The sequence below is a fragment of the Chitinophaga sp. genome (assembly GCF_039596155.1).
Lineage (GTDB): Bacteria > Bacteroidota > Bacteroidia > Chitinophagales > Chitinophagaceae > Chitinophaga.
Window position 1 is genome coordinate 163,532 of the sequence record NZ_JBCNKF010000013.1, and the last position, 21,268, is coordinate 184,799.

Sequence of the window (21,268 nt, forward strand, 5' to 3'; positions counted from 1 at the left end):
CTGAAGACCGGAGGATTTAATGGTAACCTTACCCTTACGGCTTTACATGGAAGATACCCTGGTACCACGCAGAACCTCAATTTTAATTATAGTAACAAGCATATCAATTTTTATGGTAATGCCGGTTACAGTTACCGGAGGCGTTTTGAAGATTATTATATTATCCGTAACTTTCGGAATACGGATGGAAAGGAAATCACAAGTATTTATGACCAGCATACTTACACCAAAACGACAGGAAAAAATGTTACAGCAAAAGTAGGATTAGATTATTATGCCAGTGCTAAAACTACCATAGGTGTAGCAATTGGTGGGTTTCATAATCCCTCAGAATCATTTAGTATCAAAATAAACTATTGAAAGCCGGTGAAGGCGTTACCACCACCAGGGTAGACGCACCAGCTACCACAAAGGGTAAATGGGAAAATATGGAAGCGAATGTTAGCCTGAAACGTATGTTCGGTGCAGATAAGCATGAATTGCTGATTAATGCTGATTATTTATCATGTAATAGTACCAGCAAGCAGCAATTTGACAATCATTATTATAAACCCGACAGTACTGAAGCAGCACCCCCCTAAGTTATTCCTGGCCGATCTGCCGGGGGAAATTAATATCTATAGCCTGAAAGCGGATTATACTCATCCGTTTTCTTAAAATACATCCCTGGAAGCAGGGGTGAAAACGTCTTATGTAAATACTCACAACAATACACAGTATTACGATGGTGTAAATAATAAATGGATAAAGAATGATTCCCGGAGTAACCATTTTCTATATAAAGAAAATATTAATGCCGCCTATTTGAATCTCCGGCATAAGCTCGGCCAATGGGAGTTCAGGTAGGACTTCGTGCAGCGCAAACCTGCAGCTTTTCCCCATTGCTTTCCTGGCCAATGATGTGGATAAGCAAAGTAAAGTGTTATTGTCCTACAGCCGCAGGATAGAAAGGCCGGATTATCGTAGTATGAACCCTTTCCGGTTCCATCAACAATGAACCCTTTCAGTTGAAAGCCGGCGTTTTTACCGGTCAGCTTATGCAGCAGGTGAAGGTGAAAAACGGTTGGGCCTTTCAGTTTATGGGTATCTGGTCGTCGCGGAGCATTGACCGGTACTTTCCTGGTACAGCCCATTGGTACGCTGCATGCCGGCGTACAAAAAGATATTCTGGGTGAACAGGAGACCATTCCGCCTGAGTGCATCCGATATATTCGGGTGGAACAGGTATAATGCCACGAGCCGTTATCAGAACATCGACATCAACATAAGGGGGCAATGGCAATCTCAGGTATTAAAGCTGGTGTTTACTTACCGCTTTAATAAGAGTGATAAGAAAGATGTGGCAGATAAACGTGAAATCGGCGCAGCAGCAGAACAGCAAAGAGTTAAAATGGAGAAAAAATAAAACAATTTGAAAACCTAATATTTTTATCATGACTAGAACATTGAAATTTTCAGGAACTGTTTTGTTAATGTTACTGAGCTGCTTTTCTATTTTGAAAGCGCAAACCGGGAAACCATCTTCTGCTAAGGAGGATGTAGTGCTCATGCTGAGTGGAGAAGAAAAGCATGGTAAGATCACTGAAATACAGCCTAACACCATTAAGTTTATTCATACCGGTGAAACACTTGTGTATGAACTGAAAAAGGCAGATATCAATAAAATTACCTTTGCCAGTGGAAGAGTGGAAGTAGTGAACACGCCTGCCGGCAACGGGGTTAAGGAACCTGCTGAAACCGGCCGACCTATTGAAGCTGGTTTAGTGGCTATTCTGCCGTTTAAATATATTTCCGTTAACGAACCTCTGCAGCAGGTGATTGAAAAAGGAGAGAAGCTGCAGAACGATACTTATGTGTACCTTAGCAAGCGAAACGGACAATATAAATTTCAGGATCCCAATACCACCAACGCACTGTTATACAGAAAAGGTATTGATGGCAATACTATTAAGGGATATACTTACGATGAACTTTGCCGGGTGTTAGGTGCCGAATTTGTATTGCAGGGAACTTTATCGCGCAGCGTAAAGGGAAGTGTTAACTCTTACAACAGCAGTACCACCAAGTATGATAATAATAAAAAGGAAAACAGTAACATCAATAACACTACCGTGGAAAACCAATATGAGAATGAGGTAACAGTAGGTATATTCAATAACCAGAACGGGAAAATATTTTCGAACAGGCGCGTTGCCCTTTTTAGTAATGAAGGGTCGTATCATGATGCATTGTTCTATATGCTGAAGAGAAGCCCCATCTATAATAAATAACTACAGTAAAGGGTCATGCCTGTTAGAAAGCAGGCATGACCTTTTTTTAGCCTTTGTTATGGCTGTATTTTCCACGTTGGATGCAATTCCTGATGATGCATGAACCCCGGCTAGAAGGGGATGACTGTAATGAGCCAAAAAATTGAGTTCTATTTTTCACCTCAAAAAACCATTGTGGACGAGAACAGATAACTGTATATTACAATGCAAAAAAAGACGTATACTTAAGCCATTTTACCCAAATTCATATTCATTCCAATGCAGGCTCTCCGCTCCTTTATTCAATCCACCATCTTCATTTCATCTCATGAACTCGATGAAATAACCGCTTATTTCCACCTCACCACCCTCAATAAAGGACAACTATTACTTAAGCGCGGACAAATTGCCGATCACTATTATTACCTCGAAAGCGGTGCCTTACGTTTCTTTTACGACAACGACCACGAACTGACTGCCTGGATCGTTCAACCCAATGAGTTCTTTACCGAGATCTCCAGCCTGAACCCCGAACGCCCCACCCGGTTCAACATCGAAGCCGTAGAAGCAGCAACGCTCTATTGCATCAGCAAACGAGACATGGAATACCTCTATCAACAGTTCCCTATCTGGCAGGAATTCGGCCGCAAAACATGGGAAGCAATGGCGATCCGCATGATTGATGAAATCATCCGTTTTCAAACCCTCACGGTAGAAGAGCGCTACCTGGAGTTCCTTAAGAAGCCAGGCTTCATGCAACTTATCTCCGTCCGCCAGCTAGCCTCCTATTTAGGCATCACCCCAAATGCTTTGAGCCGCATCCGCAAAAACCTGCGCTGATATGATTAACTACCATTTGGTAGATTCTGGTATTCATCTGGCCCCTAGTTTTGGAGTCAAAATGAAACCATCTTATGAATCATGTGATCTTAGTTGCAGGCGCTACCGGAGAATTAGGCGGGAAGCTCTGCATGGAACTGCTCAATAGAGGTGCAACGGTGCGGGCTATTGTTCGTGCCGCTAGTAAAGAGACTACGAAGGCACACCTTAGGAAAATCGGCGTTACCACCATTGAAACTGAACTTTCCGACCTCAGGTCTCTTACTGCTGCCTGTGATGGCGTATCGTGTGTAGTCTCTACACTGGCCGGCCTGCACGATGTGATCGTTACCGGACAATCACAGTTGCTGCAAGCAGCCATAGCCGCCGGTGTACCCCGCTTTATCCCATCAGATTTCTGCACTGACTATACTCAGTTGCAGGTAGGTGCAAACAGGAATTTTGACCTGCGTAAAACGTTTCAATCCATCATAGATGAGCGTAACATTCAGGCAACCTCCATTTTTAACGGTGCATTTACCCACGTGCTTAAATATGGCATCCCACTACTGAATACCAACGACCAGCAGATTGCCTATTATACAGGTAAATTAGACTGGAAGATCGATTTCACTACATTGGATGACACTGCTGCTTACACGGCGGCGGCTGCTTTGGACAATGCTACCCCACGCTATCTGCGCATCGCCGGCGGGCAGGTGAGTCCCCGCGAACTTGTAGCCATCAGTAAAAGATTATTTGGAAAAGACTTTCAGCTTACCGAACAAGGTACAGTGGAAGATTTCGCATTGTATATAAAGAAAGTACGTGAAGAACAGCCGCAAGGTGAACATGAATTATATCCTTCCTGGCAGCAGATGCAGTATCTGTATAGTATGTTTTCCGCTCACCATGCTACACTGGATAACGATCGCTACCCGCTTTCCTGGCAGTCAGTTGAAGATGCTTTAAAATAACGTTAAACAGGTTTTTATGCAGGACATCTATAAAGATGAACAATTAATTAAACATTGGGACGGTTTTACCAACCACCAGGCACACGTTAACGGAACGCAGTTACATTATGTAGACGGTGGCCATGGTCCCATATTAATCTGCCTTCCCGGGTGGCCGCAAACCTGGTATTCCTTTCACCGGGTAGCCCCCGAACTAGCAAAACATTTCAGGGTGATCGTCGTCGATATACGCGGTATGGGCAGTTCCGCCACGCCAATATCAGGCTATGATAAGAGAACCATGGCAACGGACATCTACGGGTTAATAAGACAACTGGGCCCCGGAAAGGTAAACGTAATCGGGCATGATATCGGAGGTATGGTAGCATCCAGCCTGGCATTTAATTACCCCGACGTAGTGGAACGATTGATCCTTGCAGATGGTCTACATCCGGATAAAGGCATGATGCAAATGTCACTTATGCCTGCTCCGGGAACCTTTCAGGAGAAAATTGATCACCAGCGTCCATATACGTGGTGGATGGGGTTTAACCAGGTGAAAGCTCTCCCTGAAAAATTACTGGCAGGACGGTACCGCTATCTGCTCGACTGGCTCTTTCATTATGTGATGACAGATGATTCAAAAATGTCAGCATTTGAAAGGGAAATTTACGCAGCGGTGTACGATCAGCCTGACCGGATACGCGCGTCCAATGCCTGGTACCAGGCGTTTAACGAAGATATAGCGCATGCCGCCAGCTATCAGCCACTTAACATGCCGGTATTAGGTATCGCCAGCAATGTCTCCTATGGTTATTATCAATATTCTTTACCGCAAATTGCAGAGAAGTATGAGTTGGTCCAACTGGCTTCAACCGGACATTATATGTTCGAAGAAAACCCGGTAGCGGTGACTACAATCATCGTTGATTTCCTGACAAAGCGCATCAATTAAGATAGGGCATTCCAATGATAAGGCATTGCTGAACTTATTCCCGGCGATCCCGCAATCTGGCGGGGATGTATCAAAAGTAAACGGACGTCCTGAAGTCTGTTTAAATGACCATTGCCCGAATAAAAAGAAGGTGTATCCAACTTTTGATACACCTTCTTAAATTTTATGACTACAACGCCAGCTCCTCCAGCTTCTTCTCCAGGTCCGCTCCACGCAGGTTCCTCGCTACAATCTTTCCTGACGGGTCTATCAAAAAGTTAGATGGAATCGCCGTCACTCCATACAACTTTGCTGCTGCACTCTCAAATCCTTTCAGGTCCGATACCTGCGTCCAGGGCATACCATCTTTTTGCACCGCACCTGTCCATGCCCTTTTTGTCTGCTCATCATCCAGCGATACCCCCAGAATTGTAAAGTTCTTATCCTTGTATTTATTATACGCCTTCAATAAGTTCGGATTCTCTGCCCTGCATGGCTTACACCAGCTGGCCCAGAAGTCTACCAGGACATATTTTCCTCTGAAGTCGGATAACTTAACCGGCTTTCCCGTCGTATCGTTCTGAGAAAAATCCTGCGCGATGACGCCTATATTTGTATGCTGTCCGGTTGTAATAATATCCGCACACTTTTTCCCTAATGCGCTTTCCCGCAGACTGGCTGAGAATTTTTTAAACTTTGCAAGGGCGGTATCCGGGTTGAAATTATACCCCAGTTCAAACTGCCGGAAAGCTACCAGGGCTGCGTAAGAATTCGTATGCCCCGCAATAAATGCACGGCTATCTGCATTGTACCCGTTTTCAGTCTTTTCCATGATAGGTCTGATCGTACTTAGCCATACGCTATCTTTCCGCTCCTGCGCCGTACGCTTCCAATAAATTGCCATGATGGAATCCGCTACCTTTTTGTACGGTTTTTGTAAGGCTGTAAGTGCCGCATCATCATCATTTGTGGCAGAACCTTTTACGATTGCATGAGATATAGAATCGCTGCTGATAATTGTAATGACTGAATTCTCCAGGTAAAAACCAAGATTGTCTGTGTATTTTTCGGGATCCAGCGCGGCCGTGTCATGACGAAGGATGATCACCGCATGAACAGGAGTTTTGAGCGATCCCTTAAAGGTAAAGTTGCCTTTTCTCAAAGTTGCCGAATCCACTACTTTGATATCGCCTTCGGAATAACGCAGGTAAGCCTTTGCCGGCGCATTCAGCGTACCTGTCTTTCCTTTAATGATAAAACTTTTTTGCGCCAGCAGGCTCATTGGCAGACAGCTTGCTGCTAGCAGTAAAGATGTTAATTTCATGTATGATTGATTTTTATGGTAGTAGTTTGATACCGCTGATAGACACAATGTTGTATGTTGAACTATAGATGACGGAAGACAAAACAGTAAACCGGAGATACCTCGCTGTAGTGATGCCCGTATGCAATGTTTGCATATTGTTTGCAATATTCCCTTCATAGGTCCCTTTCACATCCCAGGTAGTGCCATCCATGCTGGTTTCAATTTTTACAGATGTTGGATAGCCGCCCAGCGTAGGATACTTCAGCACAGTAGGTAAATAATAATTTACGGCGGAGAAAGTAAGGTCGCTACCGAAGTTGATAATCACCCATTGCGGCATCGTCTGCGTAATATTGGTAGTCCAATAGGTGGTGAGTTCGTTATCGTCTATCAGCTTCGTGGGCAGATTGGACCCACTGGCAGAAGAATAGGCGGTAATACTCCAGCCTCCTTTGCTGATAGCTCCCGCTGGTCCCGTTTTGAATACATAATAGCAAACCTTATCCGTGCCGGCACCTTCTGTATTTCCATCTACAGACTGTATAATGACGGGCAGTACATATGTTGTATATGGTTTCAACTGTGTCTGCTGGTTGATATTGAGTTCGGCAGAATCTGACAGCGTAGCGCCGGCAGCGATCTGCGTTGTCGTTTTATAAAAGAAGTAGCAATTGGATGGTAACAACAAGGCCTTTCCATATGCTTCCTGGTAACTGCTGATAGCAGTCGTATCTATGGCAAATTTTACCCGGTGTACCGCATCAGCAGCCTTTGCGGACAACGTGGCCTGTATACCCAGTACGATCGTAGAATCTTTCAGAATAGAGACTGGTACCTCCAGCGTATCTGCATTTGTATTCAACTGAAAGCTGACACTGCCATCCGGCAATGCAGCAGATGTTTCTTTTTCTTTGGTACAAGCCGTAAAGGCGATGCAAATTGAAATAGTATAAAGTAAGTGTCGCATGATCAATAAGGGTTTTGTGGCATGTCCGGATTAAAACTCAATACCTGTGCGGGAATCTGCAATGTATACCGCGGGCTGTGTGGTGGCAGGGTCGCGATCACGTTGCCCTGCGCATCATACCTATACACTGTTTGCATCCTGTTCTCTTTATCCAGCCGGCGCATATCAAACCAGCGTAAACCAGAAAATGGCAATTCATGATTTCTTTCCTGCAGTACTGCATCCAGCACTGCTGCTTGTTCTGCTGATGCTACGGGCTGGTAGGTGGCCGCTGGAAACCTGTTCTTACGAATATCATTGACCTGCTGCAAGGCGGTTGTCAGGTCATTGCTTCGTGCGGCAGCTTCGGCTATGATCAGTTTCATTTCCTGTACGGAGGTGCCGGTATTTGTGTATTGTAAGCTGGGGGTGACGAATGCCGGAACCAGGTTAGTAGCCCCTCTTACGGTATAGGTGTACCCATCGCTGCTGTAGTAGAGTAATTTCACCCGCAGGTCGCCGGGTTCAAAGGAACGCATCAGATCCAACGTAGCAGGAATATAGCCTACTGCAAGTCTGCCATAGATAACATCCTGCTGAATTGATAATACAGCACTGGCAGGCAGTGTGCCATTGAAGTCCAGCATTACGGCCTTTGTGTGCTGCAATGCCAGTGTGGCATATTTACCTGCATTAACATAATCCCTGGCATAAAAATATACCCTTGCCAGTACACTGTAAGCGGCGGCAGTAGAGCCGCGAAGACGGTTGGTGCTGTTATCCGTGGGCAAGTCGGGGAGTGCAGTTGTCACATCTTCGATGATGTGCTGGTAGATGACGGCGATGGTACTTCTGCCCGGTACCTGCTGACTCACATCATTCGATGTCACGAAGGGAACAGCGAGGTCTGTATTGGCCGTTGCCGAATCATATTCGTTTCCATATTCATTGACAAGGTAGAAGTATTCATACGCACGCCCCAGCAATGCTTCTGCTTTCAGACTTCTTCGCTGACTGTTAGTCCCGCCTGTTGCCTGATCTATCCCGGCCAGTACCGTATTATATTTATTGATGGTGGCATAATGGTAGCCCCAGAATGTCGGGGAAACATTCAGCACCAGCGAATACTGTTGTGCCCATGTATATACCAGGTGAGTCGGTTGAATAGCCGGAGTGGGAACGTTCTGTATATCAATATTGTCTCCCAGGAAATTCAGGTCACAGTAAGGTGCTCCTACCGCTTCGGCAAGCGACGGATCATTCAGCCACTGGTCGTAATCTGTAGTTGTCGTCAATAAAGTGGCTCCTTTCGGTGTTATATCGAGGTACCGGTCGCAGGCACCGAGTGCGCAGCATAACACCAGGCTATATAGATATCTTTTCACTGTATACGATTTAGAAGTTGGTAAAAATGCCAACGGTATATGTTGGCGTGATATAGGATTTCTGATAAGTGCCGGTGGCTGCACTATAATTGTAATCATTAAATCCTTTGGTCCAGAGGTTAGAGGCCTGCAGCTTTACTTCAAAGTGAGTGAAGCCTGCCTGCCTGATCACCGCATAATTGTCTAAACTGTAGGATAGCGTGAGATCTGATAAGGTGATATAAGCTCCGTTTACGACATAAGCATCTGCATAATTGTAAGCACTCAGCGCATTGTAACTGCTGAATCCTGCCAGTGACATCACATCCGTATTATGCTCATCACCTGGTTGTTTCCAATAGCTACCTGCCCCTTTCTGCGGACGCAATGTGGCCGGATTCGGACGAGGCACCCTTGTTTTAAATCCTCCATAATAACTGATCAGACAGTAGAGATAAAAGTTGCCAATGTCCACGCGATTGCTTAACCCAGCATTGATGGTGGGTAGAGAGGGGCCTGCATAACGCGTCACACCGGAAGTATCGCTCGTCATCAGCACACTGGTAGCAGAACCGGTCCTGCTATCGTTGGTATGGTAGACTGTCCCTTTTGTGTTTTTAATCAGTGGTATCCCTGCGCTGTCAAGCCCGGCATATCGGTAGGCAAACATCGCACCTACGGGATAGCCCTTCACATAGCCAAGACTATTGAGCCGTTGCGGTGAATATTCTCCTGTCTGGTACACATCTGTTACCTCGCTGATGTTTCTGGATAATACAAGTCCCGTATTCCAGTTTACTTTTTGGGTAGCGATCCAATCGGCATGCAGACTTACTTCTATTCCTTTATTCCGGATAGAGGCGGTATTGATCAACGTCGGACTTACCCCGATCGTAGGGTCTATCTGCGCATTGCCCAACAGGTCTGTGCTGGTTTTTCTATAGTAATCAATACTGCCTGAGATGTTTTTGATAAGTGTATAATCTAAACCAATATTGATGTTGTGCGTTTGCTCCCAGCGTAAGCTGCTGTTGGCATAGGATAGTTTCGTAAGTGCTGCACTGGTGGGGGATGTATAACCATTTAGCACGGTGGTGGCAATCGCCTGTGGAAGAGACATTTTAGCCACATTGCCGTTGAATCCATCTGCAACACGGAGTTTTAATTGCCTGATCCAGGTAATGTCCTGCATGAATTTTTCATTATGAATATTCCAGGCAGCACCTAAAGACCAAAGCGGTTTATATTTATATTTCGGGTTGGTCCCAAACAGGTTGGACTGGTCAATGCGAATACTCCCGGTAAGTGAGTACGTGTTCCTGTAAGCGTATACTATATTGGCATAGCCGGACAGGTACCTGTTCTCTGCATATCCCTGGTCAAAGAAATAACTATAGTTATTACGAATACTCCTGGTATTGATATAGGCGCCGGTGATAGTACCATTTACCATATCAGCTATGTTAACCGGTTGCTGAAAAAGCGTTTCATCATTATAACCAAAATAGGAAGCGAGATTGCGCTTATCCAGGACACTTCTGATCTCTGTTCCCAGGATACCATTAATGGTATGTTGTTCTCCGAATTTTTTATTGTAATTCAGCTGCACACGGGCGGTATAGCTGGAGGTGTTGTCTGTTTCCTGTCTTAGAAACCCGCCGTTGGGAATATTATACTTTAATGTACCATCCGCATTCAGGGTGATGTAGCTATTCACATATTGTTTGGCTTCAGACGATTTTTCTGAAGCATAGTGGCGGAGGTCAGAGCGGGAAGTTTCATAGATACCTCCGAAAGAGAGATCAAATCCCCAGCCGATGGCGTAGTTAAATTTTGCGGTAATGCGATTATTGACAGTATGTGCCTTGTCACTTATTTCATTCACGTCAATGAGTGGGTAAGCGAGGTTATCCTGCAGACCCCAGGATAACAGTGCGGTATTGTAATAGGGATTACCACCTGACCCGCTCGCAATGGCGGCCGGGTTGCCATTTTCATCTTTAAAGTGCTCGAAAGGATATACTGAATAGATATCAGGTACGGGCGCACTGTTGGCACGTTGTTCCTGGTAATCGGTGGTCAGCTCCAGGGAGAGCTTTTCTGTAAGTTTGATTGTCGTTCTGCCGGAAAGCGAAAACCTGTTATTATTATTTTTGATGGTATTCCCGCGGTTGCCGGTATAGTTCGCCGTGATATAATAGAGGGCGCCCGGGTTTCCTCCGGAAATATCCAGGCTATAGGTCTGCGTCTGTGATGATCTTAAAAACAGCTTGCTATAATCATTTGTATTATCATAATTTGCCAGTGCCTGAAAACTCTTTTCTGCCTGGTAAGGCGTAATGACGCCAGCTGCCTGTTGTGCCATGATATAATACAGGGGAGAGTAAGCAACGCCTGAAAAAGAACTTCTGTTGATTAACTGGCTCCATGTACCGGCGTTGATACTGCTTTTATAAAAATCCCGTTCATAGCCTGATACCACTGCTGACGGGTTATCTTCCCATTTATACCGGCTAAAATCGGGTTTAGGGGTAATGCCTGCCGTCGCCCGAAAGGAGAAGCGGGGCCTGCCGGCTTTCGCCTGCTTGCGTTCAATCACGATCACCCCGTTCGATGCCCTGACGCCATAGATAGTGGCGGCAGCAGCATCTTTAAGGATGGTGACAGATTTGATTTCATTGGGATCGATCATATCCATCGTCAGTTCTGTTGGATAACCGTCAATCACGATCAGCGGATTCTGATTGGCAGACATGGTAGAGATCCCACGGATATTGAACAGGCTTCTTGAGCTGGTATTACCATTACCATCGGTGCTGGTAAAGCTCACATTGTTGTTGATCATCAGGCCCGGCATCCTGTTCACCAATCCATCCAGGAAATTGGTGCTGATCCGGGATTCATATTCTCTGGTACTGATCTGCGACACTGCGCCCGTACTTTGTTCCGGGCGAATGCGCTGGTAGCCTGTATTCACCACCACTTCCACACTTCCCAGTTTGGTCGTGGAAGGTTGTAGCACGGCGACTACTGTTCCGTTTTTCAGGATGGCTTTCGTGACCTGGATCGTACGTTTTTCCTGTCCGACGTAGGTGATCACGATCTCATCACCATCATCTGCTTTAATTTTGCAGGTACCTAATACATCAGTCACAGCAAATTCTTTTTTGTCTTTGATGCTCACGTTGGCACCTTGTAAGGGGTGGCCATCGTCATCCATGACAAGGATGTTGATAGGAGGGGCCTCTGCGGGGAGCAGTTGCCACACAGCCTTTTCGGGAGCGTGAGGTGCCTGCGGAAGGAGGATAATGGTTTTATCGCTGATCCGGAAATCCAATTGCTGTTGAGACAATACGGTATCCAGAAATTCTTTCAGTGGCATATCAGACACCTGTAGACTCAGCGGTTTGGTATGTTTCAGCTGGTCCTGCCTGTAAAAAACGACATAGCCTGTTTGTTGCTCAATGGCAGAAAAAACCTGCTTCAGATCGAGGTGCCGACCGGAGAAGGTAATGGTTTGTGCGGTTCCATGACCATACGCTGAAAACGTAGCGGCGAAGAGGAATATTACGAACATCTTCATTATTCTAGCTATTTGTGCAGGTAGCCGGATGGGTACAGGAATAAAAGAGACAAGTGGGGCTGCTATAGGTGCATAGTAAACCCTACTCCAACTACACGTTGCAGTTTTTTTCATACTTTTGAAAAGGTTTTGGTTGATTAATAAGGAACTTAAGACCTCAGTATTGATCAGCTGAACTTATTGCCTGAAGTGCTTCGAACCACTTCGGGCTTTTTTCTGATCCTGGTTGGTATTTAATTTTTCATGTTATCGCATCTGATTTTGGTTGTCAATGTTTATCGGCTAATAATTAGTTGCCTGTCCCCCTTCATCTGAAATTTAAAATCTGCCCCTTCAAATCCTTTTAAGATTTCCAGTACTTCATTCAACGGAATTCCCCTGGTCATTTTACCCCCGAATCGTATATCTGGTATTGGTCCTTCAAAGACCACCTCTATGTCATACCACCTTTCCAGCTGCCGCATTACTTCCTGCAAACTCGCGCCTTCGAAATCGAACAACCCGTTTTTCCAGGCCATGACTTTGCTGACATCCGGTGCCGGTACCAGTTGAAGGTCATTATTGGTGTGCAGTAGCGCCTGTTGTCCGGGCTGCAATACAAGATCTTTCACCCGGATCGCGCCTTCCAGTAGCGTGGCGGCAATGGCCTGCTCATTGTTATAGGCATTTACGTTAAAATGGGTGCCCAAAACGGCAATGGTGGTTCTATTAGCTACATCTACCAGGAAAGGTTTTCCGGGGTCAGCAGCGACCTCAAAATAGGCTTCCCCGGTTATTTCCACTTTCCTGTCAGGACCATTGAAAGCAATCGGATACCTGACAGCGCTTTCGCTGTTAAGCCAGATGTTGGTACCGTCGGGCAGTGTTAACTGAAAGGTTCTGCCTTTGGGAGTAGACATCTTATTGTACAGCGTACCTGCCGGTTTACCTTCATACTGTAAGGTACCATTTACGATTTTGGCTGTCATACCTCCCTGCAGTGCGATGACGCCGTTCTGAATAGTGTCCAGTTGTACCTGTGTGCCGTTAGCCAGTGTCAGGATAGCGCCCTGGTGCCCGGGGGCGATGATTGTCTGACTGGTGACGCGGGGCGTAGCCTGTTGATAATACAGGTAGCCTGCTGCAGTAAGTAATAAGGCCATAGCAGCGGCGGCTGCCCACCATTGATAACGCGGTTTTGTACGTCGCGTTGGGAAAAGATGCGCAAGTGCTTCCTGCCTGGCAGACTCCAGGTCATTATCTGCGTATGATCGCAGTTTCTCTGTTAATCGTGAAGGCGTTGTAAGCTGGTTGACAAAATCCATATTCGCCGGCTTTTGTGTTTTCCACGCCTCCAGGTATGCGGCTTCTTCAGGCAGCAGTGTTCCTTGTAACTGTTTGAATAACAATTCTTCTATGTCAAATGATGCTTGTCCCATGCCGGATTAATATATACTATAACAACCAGGGTGGCTGAATCTTAAAAAGTTGGAAAAGTTTTTTAAAAAAAATTAGTGTCCGATAATGTGGATGTATAAATATAAAAGTGCAATGGGGGATTCGGTCAGTGCCAGGCGAAGGAGGGAGAGTGCCCGATGCCGTTGTGCTGATACATTGGAAGGCGTGATCTGAAGGATGGCGGCAATATCCTGTACAGATTTATTTTCCAGGTAGGTGAGTTTAAAAACCTCTCTGCATTTATTAGGTAGTTCGTCGATGGCTTTAAATACTTTCTTCAGCACTTCTGCTTCAGTAGCCAGGTAATCATCTTCCTGTGTATGTAATTCGGCAGCCTGCAGGAGATCCTGCATATGGGTAGCTGTGTTTTGTTCCTTTTTCAGGAAGTTCAGGCCGGCATTGCGTACTACCAGGTAGAGAAATGATTTGATGTGTTGATATTGTTTAAATTGTTCCCTGCGTTCCCAGCCTTTATAGAGCGCCGTCAGTACGATGTCTTTCGCTTCTTCCTTATCCTGTACCAGGTTGAAGGAATAGTAAAAAAGCGGTGCATAAAATTCCTCGAAAAGCTGGTTAAAAGCTTTTATATCTCCTCTGGCCACGGCTTTTACCAAATCATCTTTTTCTGTGTGCATATGATCAATCCTGCTGCTTTTGGTATGGTCGGGGATAAACTTACTAAAAAAGACGGGATATTTTCCGGCGATTGTATGGGTTGGATTGTAAAAAGATGCCGATGTCAGAAAGGGATCAGCATGATTGTGGTCAGTAATTGTGGTATGACAGGATAGTACCTTTAATGATCGTAACACATAGTGGCTTGACATCTTAAAAATAAAGATAATGGTAAAGTATTGCCTGTTGCTGATCACGCTTTTTGCCTGCATGCGTATGCAGGCACAGACGCAACAAAAAGATAAGGTTCAGTTTGGAGTGGAAGTAGATGCGCTTCCATATGCTACAGGTGGATATTTTGGAGGGGCGTGGCTGGGGAAAGGATTTTGGAGAGTAAGGGGGTTGACTGCGTTTGTTAAGAAGCCTGACTGGTCCACTGCCAGTAATTTTTCCAATCACCAGGTCCATGCGTATGCATTGCTGGCGGACCGGTTTTTGAAGAAAGACTGGAAGGGATGGTGGATAGGAGCAGGGGTGGTTTACTGGCATAGTACGATACAGACAGATGCAAAGATCCAGACAGCTACGTTTAATAATGTGTTGCTGAATGGTAGTATAGGGTATAATTTTACTTTGTACCGGCATTTATATTTGTCACCATGGGGGAGTTTGAGTTTGCGGGTGGCAGGTGATAAGCATGTGCCGGTGGATGATAGAAGTTTTACGCTTCCTGTTATTAATCCGGAAGCGTCGCTGAAGTTGGGGTATTATTTTTAGATGGTGATGAGAGGGAAGAATTTTAAAACTTATTTGGGGGGAATAAATATTTTCCTATCTTCGCGCTCCGTTTGAGAAAAATGGGAAGAGATTCCGTAGCTCAGTTGGTAGAGCAATACACTTTTAATGTATGGGTCTTGGGTTCGAGTCCCAACGGGATCACAGAAAACTTACAAACCTCGCGCATGACGCGGGGTTTTGTTTTTTAGTTGAGCGTTTAGTCGAGATCCGATTGTATAACTTCAATTTCTTCCTTGCCACCCACTGCCCCCCTAAACCCACCTATCATGTCAATGTATCACCTTGACCCCCCGTTAGTGCCATCAACTTCGTATGGGCATCCTCCATACAACCATGACAAAGCATAAAAAAAAATAGCCGTCATCAGGTTGATGAACGGCTATTTTATGGTATCAGATTACTTGGTGTTCATACTGTTGATAAGCGCCACCAGTGCGCTTGCACTAACAGGAACTGGGTTGAAGGTGACGGTAGTATAGTTGGTGCCTGCAGCAGGTGCCGCGATCGTCACTGTTTTCTGCTCAGCATAGAACTGGCCGCCGATAGAAGAGATGGCCAGGAAAGTTCCTTTCTGTCCTACAGGGATGGTGTTCTGATAACTCAGGAAACCTTCATAACCTGCCGGTGGCGTAAAGATAGTGTTGTAGAATTTGATGATGCTATTGACGCCCGTTGGCTTGAAGTACAGCATAGTAGGCTCTTCGCCGCTGAAGCTGGTGCCGGTGGCCGCATTGTAATTGGAATTGAAATAGGCCAGTACCGTGGTCTTCGGGTTGGGAAGACTCATTAACCGGTCGCAGTTGGTCCATTTAATCAGGCTGTCCAGTCTGAAGTTGAGGGTACCGTTAGTACCATCAAACAGGGCATAGGCAGAAGCTGGATTTGTTACCTGCTGCCAGTCTACGCCTTTGTTGGCACTCACAGTAGTAGACAACGTGATGTACTGGTTGATATAGTTGTAGCCGGAAGTGTTGATGGTAACAGAGGTATCACCATTCCACATAGGGATGCGCTGGTCAGCTACTTTAGCAGGCACCTGAACATTGATGGCGCTGTCTTTACGTAACCGGAGCGGTGTGGCACTCTGTTTTGCTGAAACAAAAAACTCACCGAAGGATTCCAGTGGCGCACCGGTGTTGGTGGCCGTAGGTTTGTCTGCGAAGATCATACCCGCAGCGTTGCTGATTTCCTTTACGGTGAAGGTGATAGGGCCGCTGGCGGGGCTACCGTCGGGTCTTACCAGTGCGTTAAAATTGACGGTGTACTTGCTGCCGCTTTTGGTGGTGAAGGAGGCACTCCGCTGAAGTTCTACGGTGTAGGTTTCATCTGCCGGGCCATTGGCTCTCAGGAATTCATGAAGCTTTGCTCCGTCCGGATCGGTTGCTGCTGCAGCGACACCCAGATTGTTTTTGGAAGAATTGGAGGGGTCAGAAAGGTCGTTTTTCATTTGCTTGGTACATGCGCCAAGCAGCAGGGTCACTGATAGGCAGCCTGCTACGTAGAAGGGTTTAATGCTCATAAGGTAGTCTTGTGTGGATTTAAAAATCGGGTTTCAATTGGTATGTTATTGCTAACGTGTTTATAGGTTGATGTGTAAATCTACCATGTACAACTGCATTAATAATTCAGTAGGATAATTATTTTTATAAAGGAATAACAGGCAGATGTTATAAATGGAAAGCGGGGGGGCTCATAAATAAACGAGGCACGCGCACAACCACAACTCACTTCCCCACTTTGTCCCTCAGCTCTCAAAAAATCCAGCCATTTCCCCCAAAAAACACTAATTACTCCTCATTTATAAAAATGGCAATGATATTGAAGTATACTTCCCGTAACAGTCATGTATGAGCGCACAAAACTTACAACAAAAGAGGGCAGGTTATTCTTTATTTGCCCTTAACTTTTTCATGGCCGATCTCCAGGCTGGTATCGGCCCATTCTTAGGCGTCTTCTTACTCGCCCATGGATGGCATAGCGGCACTATAGGCACGGTAATGACGATAGGTGGAGTAGCCGGAATGGCCGTCACAGCACCGGCGGGCGCCCTGATAGATGCAACCCGGCATAAAAGAAACTACATTATCCTCTCCGCTCTTTTTACCTCCATTGCCGCCGCTCTTATTCTTTTTTCCCAGGAGTTCTGGGTGGTATGCGTCTCCCAGGTAGCCACTGCCATCGCCGGTTCCGTACTTGGTCCGGCAGTAGTAGGTATTACCTTAGGTATCGTAAAACAGGAAGGTTTTAATCGCCAGAATGGCGGCAACCAGGCATTCAATCATGCCGGCAACGTCTTTGGTGCAGCCATGTCCGGGTTATTAGGCATGCATTACGGGATGACGGCTATCTTTCTCTTATCCGTATTTTTTGGCGCTTTGTCCGCCATCACGGTATTATCAATTCCCGCCAGGATGATTGACGATAATGCTGCCAGGGGATTGAGTGATAGTGAAAATGCGACTGATGCAAGTGGGTTTAATGTACTGTTTACATGTAAACCTTTGGTGATACTCGCCATTGTATTGGCTACCTTCCACCTGGGCAATGCTGCGATGTTGCCCTTATATGGGCTGGCTGCAGCATCCACTAAAAAGGTGGAGCCGATGATGTTTGTGGCCTGGACCATTATAATCGCCCAGGTCGTGATGGTCATTACCTCCATCGTAGCCATGCGTATGGCAGAACGTACAGGTTACTGGCTCGTGATACTTATATCCTGCCTTTCTTTACCGATAAGGGGAATCATTGCTGCACACTGGATGGGTCCAGTTGGATTGTATCCTGTTCAGATGCTGGATGGTATAGGAGCCGGCTTACAAAGTGTAGCTGTACCCGGATTAGTGGCTAAAATACTGGATGGATCCGGTCGTGTAAATGTTGGACAGGGTGCCGTAATGACCATGCAGAACATAGGCGCTGCATTGAGCCCGGCCATCGGCGGATGGCTGGCACAAAGTATAGGTTTTTCGGGAGCATTTTTTGTTTTAGGTTTGTTCTCTGTTATATCTATTATTATTTGGATTTTATACGCCGGGGTTTTAAAAGCGGCATGCAATCACCAACCCCGCAAAACAGCATTATAAAAAATCAGGAATATTTTATGGGCACCACCTGGATATGGTTGATCACGATTGTTACGATTTTATTGATAATTATTCGTCCGGCAAAGTTAAATGAGGCCATTTGGGCACTGCTGGGTGCCGGGATACTACTGGTTACCGGACTTATTTCTCCGCAGGAAAGTTTACTCGCAGTAGGGAAGGGGATGGACGTTTATTTATTCCTGATAGGTATGATGTTGCTGGCAGAAACAGCCAGGGAGACCGGCTTGTTTGACTGGCTGGCGTTTCAGGCGATGCGCTTTGCGAAGGGGTCGGCAGTGCGTCTTTTTCTGCTGATTTACGCCGTGGGTACGATTGTAACCATCTTTTTATCCAACGATGCTACCGCAGTCGTACTGACGCCGGCAGTGGTATTTGCGATCAAATCGACCAAAATCCGGAACCCCCTGCCATACTTGTTAATCTGCGCATTTATAGCGAATGCCGCTTCCTTTGTATTACCTATTTCCAATCCGGCTAACCTGGTCATTTACGGCAAGTCCATGCCGGGGCTCTACGAATGGTTAGGCATGTTTTTACTCCCTTCTGTTGTATCGGTCACGGTTACGTGTGTGGTGCTCTACTTTACCCAGAAACGTGCATTGTCAGAAAGTATCGGACCTGTGCAGGAAGTATCAGGGTTATCCAGGGGCGGCAGAACAGCCTTATTAGGCATCGGCGGTACATCAGTTATTTTACTGGTCAGTTCATATTTTGAAGTCGACCTTGGGCTGCCAACAGCCATTACCGGTATCATCACATCAATAATTGTTATGCTTTCGTCGGGCATTTCTCCACGTAAAATAATAAAAGGTGTGTCATGGGCTGTCATTCCACTGGTAGCCGGTTTATTTGTAATCGTAGGGGCACTTGGTAAAACGGGGTCTGTACATGCAATCGCCGTTTTATTAGAAAAGCATGCCGCCGGCGATCCGGTTGCCACAGGTTGGGGAGCCGGTGTATTGACGGGGTTTGTTGCCAATATCGTCAATAACCTGCCGTTGGGTTTAATAGCAGGAAGTTCCATACAAGCCGCTCACATACCTATTGCAGTGCAGAATGCAATTTTAATAGGAGTGGATCTGGGCCCGAACCTATCTGTTACCGGTTCACTGGCGACCATTCTTTGGTTAGGAGCTTTGAGAAGGGAAGGGTATGATATCAGCTTTTTTAAGTTCTTAAAGTATGGCATGGTGGTCATGGTGATCCCGTTGTTATTAACATTAGCCGTATTGTTTATGATGGCGAAATGATGATATAGATGACCATACCCGGTTAGTATCTGATTGTAAAAATTTTGGCTACGCTGCCGGAATCCTGGCGAAAACAGACCTTCAGCACTTTACGAGTACCCAACTCATCCTTCCGGCAATGCATGGTCCTGCTGACTTTTTTGTTGATGCTGCGCATGACAGATTGATCGTACCAGTGATAAAAGCAAACAACATCACTATCTATCGTTTATCAAAAGTATCTCCTACCAATAATGCCCATTAAGCCGGGCTGTCTTTAACACAGTTGCCTTGAAATTATATTTTAAGGTAACTGTGCATTGATGATTATAACCGGATATCTTTTCTCACCCGGTTGCGCTCAATACTCACTTTATTTAAGATAACCGATTTCAATCGCTGCAAAAAAACAGGATATTCTTCAAAAGAGAATGGCTTTAAAATAATTGCATCAGCGTCAGCAAGCAGCCCGCTTCTTTCCATCAGGACGGGGTCAATTAAACTCAGCACAATTATTACTACCCGGTGAAGTAAAGGATGATTTTTAATGGCACCTATCAGCTCCCATGATGATAATACCGGCAGCCTGAAATTCATAATGACCACATCGGGTACATTACCCGTAATAGCAGTCAATTCAAATACCATCGATGGGTGATCGATGGTATTTATTTCAAACTGCTCTTTTCCGAGTAACTCCTTTACTAATATTAAGTCGTCTTTATCCTGGTCAAGAAATAATAACTTAAGCATGGTCTTTCATAAAGTAGTTTAATTATTAGTAGAAAATTGATCGTTAGATAAACTTATACTAACAAGACACTATTTTAGGAAGTAAGAATAAGATCGGTTCGTTGGCGATAACACCTTAAAACTTCCCCAGGCTATGTTTCCGTTATAAAATAGCTTGTGTAACAAATATATGAAATTATTAAACAAATAGGAATGCCTGATGATATATTAACACTCCTTTATGTGAAGTTTTAGCAGTAAATCTTTCTTAAATAATGCGTTCGAAGGGAGGGACTGATCAGTATTTTCAGGTACAGGGCCAGTGAAATAAACCTTTGTGGCAGCTGCAGTGTCGCAAACCCGCTGGCAGAAACTGATGAAGTCTTCTGCTGATAACGGGTTGGTGAGATTCGTGACAATAAATTCAAATTTACATGCGGTGACTATACGGTCAAGGCTTTCGTGGGGAACTGATTGCCCCAGGTAAATCGTCTTATAGCCTCTTGCACGTAATAAATAATTATAGAACAGCAGCCCGATTTCATGTAATTCATTCTCCGGCAGGAACAGGAGCACATTCCCCAGTGCCGGGTCCGGCGTACGGTTGATACGTTCGATGGCAACTACTATCTTATTCCTGATCAGGTGGGATATAAAATGCTCCTGAGCCGGGTTAATCGTCCCAATCTGCCACATAATACCGATTCGGTTAAAGAACGGGAAAATCTGTTTAATAATGGCATTTTCAAAACCTTCCGCCAGTACAATATCCAGGAAGGTCTTGTTAAATAGCTGCTCGTCAAGGTTGATTAAGCTGAGTAGCAGACTTTCTCCATATGTATCCACCTGTTTGGCAATAGACAGGTCAGCTATTTTCTGACTGATCTCTTCGTCCCTCATCTGGCTGATGAGCGATATCTTGAAGCCATGCTGGGCTAACATGCTTATATTCAGTAATTTCCTCAGGTCCTCGTTTGTATAGTACCTTATATTGGTGTCCGTTCTGCCCGGCTGTATCACACCATACCTCTTTTCCCAGATCCTGATCGTATGTGCCTTGATCCCTGACAGGTTCTCAAGATCCTTGATTGAATACATTTCAGCTGCCATACTACAAATTTCTATTGCCTGGACAAGTAACTCTCGTTGACCTAACCCGGCAGGTGACTTCTTTCACAAAAATAAACTTTTGTTTA

General features: G+C 45.4%; 18 protein-coding genes and 1 tRNA gene. 10 read left to right on the forward strand and 9 right to left on the reverse strand.

Annotated elements, in window-relative coordinates; all coding sequences use genetic code 11:
• Window positions 1-356 precede the first annotated feature (356 nt).
• The 6 genes from ABDW33_RS14630 to ABDW33_RS14655 all read left to right on the forward strand — a co-directional run bounded on the left by ABDW33_RS14630 (window position 357) and on the right by ABDW33_RS14655 (window position 4,979).
• Window positions 357-581: a hypothetical protein gene (locus ABDW33_RS14630; protein WP_343690811.1), complete on the forward strand. Its 225-nt coding sequence runs from the start codon at window positions 357-359 to the stop codon at window positions 579-581.
• A 590-nt stretch (window positions 582-1,171) separates the two neighbouring features.
• A complete protein-coding gene (locus ABDW33_RS14635; RefSeq protein ID WP_343690812.1) occupies window positions 1,172-1,405 on the forward strand; it encodes a hypothetical protein in 234 nt (77 codons plus the stop codon).
• Between the two features lie 28 nt (window positions 1,406-1,433).
• Window positions 1,434-2,270: a hypothetical protein gene (locus tag ABDW33_RS14640; RefSeq protein WP_343690813.1), complete on the forward strand. Its 837-nt coding sequence runs from the start codon at window positions 1,434-1,436 to the stop codon at window positions 2,268-2,270.
• A gap of 258 nt (window positions 2,271-2,528) precedes the next feature.
• The gene (locus ABDW33_RS14645; protein WP_343690814.1) at window positions 2,529-3,089 is read left to right on the forward strand and encodes a Crp/Fnr family transcriptional regulator; all 561 of its coding nucleotides are present in this window, start codon (window positions 2,529-2,531) and stop codon (window positions 3,087-3,089) included.
• Window positions 3,090-3,163: 74 nt separating this feature from the next.
• A complete protein-coding gene (locus tag ABDW33_RS14650; RefSeq protein ID WP_343690815.1) occupies window positions 3,164-4,045 on the forward strand; it encodes an NmrA family NAD(P)-binding protein in 882 nt (293 codons plus the stop codon).
• 16 nt (window positions 4,046-4,061) lie between these two features.
• Window positions 4,062-4,979 carry an alpha/beta hydrolase gene (locus ABDW33_RS14655; RefSeq protein ID WP_343690816.1) on the forward strand — a complete coding sequence of 306 codons (918 nt, stop codon included), beginning with the start codon at window positions 4,062-4,064 and terminating at the stop codon, window positions 4,977-4,979.
• 169 nt (window positions 4,980-5,148) lie between these two features.
• Here ABDW33_RS14655 and ABDW33_RS14660 read toward each other — a convergent pair whose 3' ends face one another.
• From ABDW33_RS14660 to ABDW33_RS14685, 6 genes are all read right to left on the reverse strand, one after another.
• Window positions 5,149-6,282: a TlpA disulfide reductase family protein gene (locus ABDW33_RS14660; RefSeq protein WP_343690817.1), complete on the reverse strand. Its 1,134-nt coding sequence runs from the start codon at window positions 6,280-6,282 to the stop codon at window positions 5,149-5,151.
• Window positions 6,283-6,295: 13 nt separating this feature from the next.
• Entirely contained in the window at window positions 6,296-7,231 is a 936-nt protein-coding gene (locus ABDW33_RS14665; protein ID WP_343690818.1) for a DUF1735 domain-containing protein, read from the reverse strand.
• 2 nt (window positions 7,232-7,233) lie between these two features.
• The gene (locus ABDW33_RS14670) at window positions 7,234-8,595 is read right to left on the reverse strand and encodes a RagB/SusD family nutrient uptake outer membrane protein (protein WP_343690819.1); all 1,362 of its coding nucleotides are present in this window, start codon (window positions 8,593-8,595) and stop codon (window positions 7,234-7,236) included.
• A 10-nt stretch (window positions 8,596-8,605) separates the two neighbouring features.
• Window positions 8,606-12,157, reverse strand: a complete 3,552-nt coding sequence (locus ABDW33_RS14675; RefSeq protein WP_343690820.1) for a SusC/RagA family TonB-linked outer membrane protein — start codon at window positions 12,155-12,157, stop codon at window positions 8,606-8,608.
• Between the two features lie 275 nt (window positions 12,158-12,432).
• Window positions 12,433-13,575 carry a FecR domain-containing protein gene (locus ABDW33_RS14680; RefSeq protein ID WP_343690821.1) on the reverse strand — a complete coding sequence of 381 codons (1,143 nt, stop codon included), beginning with the start codon at window positions 13,573-13,575 and terminating at the stop codon, window positions 12,433-12,435.
• Between the two features lie 72 nt (window positions 13,576-13,647).
• On the reverse strand, window positions 13,648-14,406 hold the full coding sequence (locus ABDW33_RS14685; RefSeq protein WP_343690822.1) for a sigma-70 family RNA polymerase sigma factor: 759 nt from the start codon (window positions 14,404-14,406) through the stop codon (window positions 13,648-13,650).
• Window positions 14,407-14,437: 31 nt separating this feature from the next.
• Here ABDW33_RS14685 and ABDW33_RS14690 point away from each other — a divergent pair, with 31 nt between their 5' ends.
• Window positions 14,438-14,986, forward strand: coding sequence for a hypothetical protein (locus tag ABDW33_RS14690; protein ID WP_343690823.1), 549 nt, complete (start codon window positions 14,438-14,440; stop codon window positions 14,984-14,986).
• 89 nt (window positions 14,987-15,075) lie between these two features.
• A tRNA-Lys gene (locus ABDW33_RS14695) sits at window positions 15,076-15,148 on the forward strand.
• Between the two features lie 256 nt (window positions 15,149-15,404).
• On the opposite strand, the gene ABDW33_RS14700 is transcribed toward ABDW33_RS14695, so the two are convergent.
• Window positions 15,405-16,526, reverse strand: coding sequence for a hypothetical protein (locus ABDW33_RS14700; RefSeq protein WP_343690824.1), 1,122 nt, complete (start codon window positions 16,524-16,526; stop codon window positions 15,405-15,407).
• A 328-nt stretch (window positions 16,527-16,854) separates the two neighbouring features.
• Between ABDW33_RS14700 and ABDW33_RS14705 the strand changes: the two genes are divergently transcribed.
• Window positions 16,855-18,090, forward strand: coding sequence for an MFS transporter (locus tag ABDW33_RS14705; protein WP_343690825.1), 1,236 nt, complete (start codon window positions 16,855-16,857; stop codon window positions 18,088-18,090).
• A complete protein-coding gene (locus ABDW33_RS14710) occupies window positions 18,057-19,361 on the forward strand; it encodes an arsenic transporter (RefSeq protein WP_343690826.1) in 1,305 nt (434 codons plus the stop codon). Before ABDW33_RS14705 ends, ABDW33_RS14710 begins: the two co-directional genes overlap by 34 nt.
• A 306-nt stretch (window positions 19,362-19,667) precedes the next feature.
• Here ABDW33_RS14710 and ABDW33_RS14715 read toward each other — a convergent pair whose 3' ends face one another.
• Together ABDW33_RS14715 and ABDW33_RS14720 are read right to left on the reverse strand one after the other, a co-directional pair.
• Window positions 19,668-20,093 carry a response regulator gene (locus ABDW33_RS14715; protein WP_343690827.1) on the reverse strand — a complete coding sequence of 142 codons (426 nt, stop codon included), beginning with the start codon at window positions 20,091-20,093 and terminating at the stop codon, window positions 19,668-19,670.
• 207 nt (window positions 20,094-20,300) lie between these two features.
• Entirely contained in the window at window positions 20,301-21,182 is an 882-nt protein-coding gene (locus tag ABDW33_RS14720; protein WP_343690828.1) for a MerR family transcriptional regulator, read from the reverse strand.
• Window positions 21,183-21,268 lie beyond the last annotated feature (86 nt).